We start from the raw sequence: 4,602 nt of genomic DNA, 5'->3' as shown, positions 1-4,602 counted from the left end.
ATATCCATTTAGATATATTTTACATGTAAATATTCTATTCATTGTATCTCGCAAAAATATTTATTATTTTATTTATTATAATTATCAATAACTTAAAATTTATTAAAATAAAAGAAAGAAGATTGGCACACTCTCTGCAATAACACATCCAAGAAACAACAACTTAAAATTTATGGAGGATGCGTCATGGCAAACCAGACAATTTTTGCCTCTCAGGCAACCAAAAACAAATTAATCAGCAATGAAGCTGGCGGGCGGGCTTTTCAATTAGATGATCGTCAAGCTTTGGCGCAACTTGCAGCTACAGGTACGCTGAATCATACTTTTTACCAAAATGCGCAAGCACAGCTTGAACAAGTTTTAGCATTTACCCAAAATGTAGAGCCAACTTTTATTGCTAAAACAGCAGTCTACACACGTAAAAACAATCATATGAAAGATATGCCTGTTTTACTATTGGCAATTTTATCACATCGTGATCAGGCTTTATTTAAAGCAGTGTTTCCCTTAGTCATTGATAATGGAAAACAGCTACGTAACTTTGTACAGATCATGCGTTCAGGTGCGGTACAACGTAAATCCTTGGGTAGCCTACCAAAGAAAATGATCAATCAATGGTTAATCAATGCCAGTGAAAATCAATTGTTGGCAGCCAATATTGGCAATCAACCTTCTTTGGCAGATGTGTTAAAAATGACACATCCAAAACCTAAAGATGTGGCTCAAGATGCATTCTTTGCTTATGTGCTTGGTAAAAAATATGAGCTTGAGCAACTACCTGTCAAAGTTCAGGCATTAGAAAAATTCCGTCAAGGCTTAACACAGGATGTACCTGATTTACCGATGCAATTGCTGACCAATTTATCACTTTCAGCACAGCAATGGGCAGAGATCGCTAAAAATGGTGGTTGGCAAATGCTCAGAATGAACTTGAATACTTTTGCCCGACACGGCGTATTTCAGATTGAAGGCATGGACAATGTCATTGCAAACAAATTACAAGATCAGGACATGATTCGCAAAAGTCGAGTCTTACCTTATCAATTGATGGCAACTTGGGCTGCTTTAGATGATGCCGTTCCTCAAATTGTACGACAAGCATTAGAACAAGTGATGCAAGCTGCTTTAGAAAATGTGCCTCGTTTAACGAGTCGTGTGGTGGTTGCAATTGATGTTTCCGGTTCAATGGCAAGCCCAGTAACAGGTTATCGCAAAGGTACAACCTCAAAATTGCGCTGTGTGGATGTCGCATCGTTATTTGCCTGTGCTTTAAAGCAGGTTAATCCTGAGATTGAAATTATGCCGTTTGATACGCAACTGCATTCTCTTAACATTACAGAAAATGAATCAGATCAAGCGAGCCTATTTGCTCGATTAAAACAGGTTTTCTATAGCAGCAAAACACGCTCTATTTTTGAGGTTGCCAAACAATTTGCTGCACTTGGTGGTGGCGGAACAGATTGTAGCATTCCATTAAAGCGACTTAATCGAGATCAGACAGCTATCGATTTGATGATTTATTTTTCAGACAATGAATCTTGGGCTGATCAGTTACGCCCACGACATAAAACAGGTATGTTATATGAATGGGATATTTTAAAACAACGCTGCCCAGAAGCTAAATTGGTTTGTGTTGATTTGCAACCATATACACATACGCAAGTCCCTGAACGAACTGATACCATTAATATCGGTGGTTTTAGCGATGAAGTCTTTCGTTTAATAGATCTGTTCGCACAAGGTAAAATGCACAGCGATCACTGGGTTAATGAAATTGAAAAAATCGAATTACCGACTTGATTCGTCAGGTCAGTAAAGTATGGCAAATGCTTTAGGAACTACATCTTTTAAATGTCTCTGTTTCTAACTTAAGTTTGTTGCCATATAATAAAACTGCACAAATGCAAATGGAACTACATCACTATCCTTCCACGATAGCTCAGCGTAAGCTGGCTCGATGTTTCATCACCTTTGTTGTGCAAATTTATGATTATCACAAATACTGATTGGATTACATTGCATAGGGCTAAGACCCTAGTTTCAAAAATCCAATCACTTACTTGTTGTGATAGTCATAGCCAGTAAAATGCTAATAGGACTACATTTGTTGAGGGTTCAAGTCCCTTCAAATTGATGCAAACCAGTTTGTAGCTCAATTGGATAGAGCCATGTATAAAAGGTCTTATCATTTTTGTTTACTGGTCACAGATCAAATGCCGTTAGGACTACATAAAAGGCTTCAGCGTCAGTAATGACTTGATGGTTCGATTCCATCTTGATTGACTTCAATCAATGGCGGAAAGGAAAACGCACTGAAATGATTGTCTTAATACTCTTTGTTGGTCTGTTTTTTGTGGTACGGCATAAAATGCATTAAGGACTACATTCCTACCATTAATGTGAGTACCCACTCTCACCTGTATCTAAGTACAGTCGTCTAATTAAGGCAATGGTCTAAAGTCTTTAACTTTTTTGTTTATGTCGCATTATCACAAATGCCAATGGGGCTACACGGTGAATGCGTAAGCATAGGGTTCAAATCCCTATTCCTTTTTAGGAAAAGTCTCATTATTTTTGTTGTGATGATTACTTTTAATCTCGTAAATATATCAATTATTTTTAGAATGAAAAACCTTATGGAAAATAAAATTATGACAAACAATCAACTTCATACATCTCAAATAGAGCATAGAATAATAAAAGAACTTTTCCTTTCTATTTATTTTAACGATATAGAAAGAACAATCGCATTAAAAAATAAATATCCTGAAGTTTACCTACATCGCCACAACACAATAATACTAGATGAAGGTGATGAAATTAATATTGACTTAACCAATCTCACCCTTCTCAATAAAACCATATGGAATAGCACAGATTGGTTGAATAAAATCATGCCCATCGTCCATAAGAATCAAGTAAAAACAGAAAAAATGTTACATTTCTGGCACACAGAACTTAAAGAAGAAAACATGCCAAAAAAAATCATATATAATAAATATTGTGATTTTTTTTATTGTAATGATTCAAATGAAAAAGCAGAAATATTTGACAAACCTTTGTCTTACTATCTCAAAAAAGGCTTTAGAGAAATAGATGTAAAACTATTCAATCATGCACAATGTTTTGATTTTGAAAAAACAAAACTCCTATTAGAAAAAGGAGCAAACCCCAATATTAGCTTTATTGAAAATGAAAGTAATAGCAGTATTAAGAATAGGATTTTAGTCGAATATTCTTTTTTATCCACTTGTCAAGTTATTCCAAATTTCAAAAAATTTGAAGAAAAAGGCTATAATCAAAATTTTAATATTATTGACATGTTTGGTGATTTACTTGGTCTAGCAGCATTCCAAGAAATGTATTATTTGTTGGAAAAATACAAAAAAATTGAATAATTTTTAAAAGACTTAGATTCCCTCACATTATAGACTATCTGGAGATAAAGTATCGAATATTCCTCGCAATAACCGAAATGGTAAAGTAACGATCCAATAAACAACTTCAACCGTAATATCGATCACATCCACCCAGTCCCACGTATCATTTCTACGATCATGGTTTTCTCGTTTTGGTTTTACCCAATAAGCAAGCAGAAAACAGACAAAACTTACCGCTAGAAATATAAAATTGAAATCGTCTACTAAAAAACGTATAAGGCAAAATGCACCAGTAATAAATAAAAGAATCGTGAGTAAATAGCGAAAAATATCCATGAGGCTTGGCAATTTATTTGTCTTTTGTTATGTTTATAACATGTCTTTATACAAAGACATATCCTCACCCTTAATAAAAGACAGGTGTCAGTCTTTAAAACGCAAAATATGTCCATTACAGTCTATCTTCAAGACGATCAAGACATTGATCAAGCCTTATACTTGCTCAATCAAAAACACTACTACCTACAAGCCACTCGTTGGTATAAAAAACGATATGGCTATTTTGAAAAGCCCTCAGTATTAAAGCGTAAGCGAAAAAAGATGAAACAGATATTAAGCTATAGAAATCACAGCCTGTCTCTCATAACTCATATTGCACCCAAGGATACTCTGTGGTTAAAAATTAACAAAGAGCAACAATTCGCTCGAACAGGTAAAAATGCGATGGGCTATTAAATATAATTTAGGATATAAAAATATATATTTTTATATCCTAAATTATATTTAATAGCCCATCGCATTTTTACCTGTTCGAGCGAATTGTTGCTCTTTGTTAATTTTTAACCACAGAGTATCCTTGGGTGCAATATGAGTTATGAGAGACAGGCTGTGATTTCTATAGCTTAATATCTGTTTCATCTTTTTTCGCTTACGCTTTAATACTGAGGGCTTTTCAAAATAGCCATATCGTTTTTTATACCAACGAGTGGCTTGTAGGTAGTAGTGTTTTTGATTGAGCAAGTATAAGGCTTGATCAATGTCTTGATCGTCTTGAAGATAGACTGTAATGGACATATTTTGCGTTTTAAAGACTGACACCTGTCTTTTATTAAGGGTGAGGATATGTCTTTGTATAAAGACATGTTATAAACATAACAAAAGACAAATAAATTGCCAAGCCTCATGGATATTTTTCGCTATTTACTCACGATTCTTTTATTTA

At 34.5% G+C, this 4,602-nt stretch carries 5 protein-coding genes; 3 read left to right on the top strand and 2 right to left on the bottom strand.

Translation table 11 applies throughout. The features are described from left to right. Positions 1-186 precede the first annotated feature (186 nt). Both AAV96_RS00555 and AAV96_RS00550 read left to right on the top strand, forming a co-directional pair. Entirely contained in the window at positions 187-1,800 is a 1,614-nt protein-coding gene (locus AAV96_RS00555) for a TROVE domain-containing protein (RefSeq protein WP_046737904.1), read from the top strand. Between the two features lie 836 nt (positions 1,801-2,636). Next, a complete protein-coding gene (locus tag AAV96_RS00550) occupies positions 2,637-3,398 on the top strand; it encodes a hypothetical protein (RefSeq protein ID WP_155857108.1) in 762 nt (253 codons plus the stop codon). Between the two features lie 27 nt (positions 3,399-3,425). On the opposite strand, the gene AAV96_RS00545 is transcribed toward AAV96_RS00550, so the two are convergent. Continuing rightward, positions 3,426-3,716 carry a hypothetical protein gene (locus tag AAV96_RS00545; protein WP_004661915.1) on the bottom strand — a complete coding sequence of 97 codons (291 nt, stop codon included), beginning with the start codon at positions 3,714-3,716 and terminating at the stop codon, positions 3,426-3,428. Between the two features lie 108 nt (positions 3,717-3,824). Between AAV96_RS00545 and AAV96_RS00540 the strand changes: the two genes are divergently transcribed. Further along, a complete protein-coding gene (locus AAV96_RS00540) occupies positions 3,825-4,115 on the top strand; it encodes a hypothetical protein (RefSeq protein ID WP_046737902.1) in 291 nt (96 codons plus the stop codon). Between the two features lie 48 nt (positions 4,116-4,163). Here the strand turns inward: AAV96_RS00540 and AAV96_RS00535 are convergent, their stop codons facing one another. Then, on the bottom strand, positions 4,164-4,454 hold the full coding sequence (locus tag AAV96_RS00535) for a hypothetical protein (RefSeq protein WP_046737902.1): 291 nt from the start codon (positions 4,452-4,454) through the stop codon (positions 4,164-4,166). Between the last annotated feature and the right edge of the window lie 148 nt (positions 4,455-4,602).

The organism is Acinetobacter sp. AG1 (assembly GCF_001005525.1).
Taxonomy (GTDB): Bacteria; Pseudomonadota; Gammaproteobacteria; order Pseudomonadales; family Moraxellaceae; genus Acinetobacter; species Acinetobacter modestus.
The sequence above is the reverse complement of the archived record's forward strand: the minus strand, read 5'-3'. Positions and strand labels throughout refer to the sequence as shown.

Bases quoted from the DNA above. Each gene is read 5' to 3' on its own strand.
- AAV96_RS00555 (WP_046737904.1), top strand. From the start codon at position 187: ATGGCAAACCAGACAATTTTTGCCTCTCAGGCAACCAAAAACAAATTA.
- AAV96_RS00550 (WP_155857108.1), top strand. From the start codon at position 2,637: ATGGAAAATAAAATTATGACAAACAATCAACTTCATACATCTCAAATA.
- AAV96_RS00545 (WP_004661915.1), bottom strand. From the start codon at position 3,716: ATGGATATTTTTCGCTATTTACTCACGATTCTTTTATTTATTACTGGT.
- AAV96_RS00540 (WP_046737902.1), top strand. From the start codon at position 3,825: ATGTCCATTACAGTCTATCTTCAAGACGATCAAGACATTGATCAAGCC.
- AAV96_RS00535 (WP_046737902.1), bottom strand. From the start codon at position 4,454: ATGTCCATTACAGTCTATCTTCAAGACGATCAAGACATTGATCAAGCC.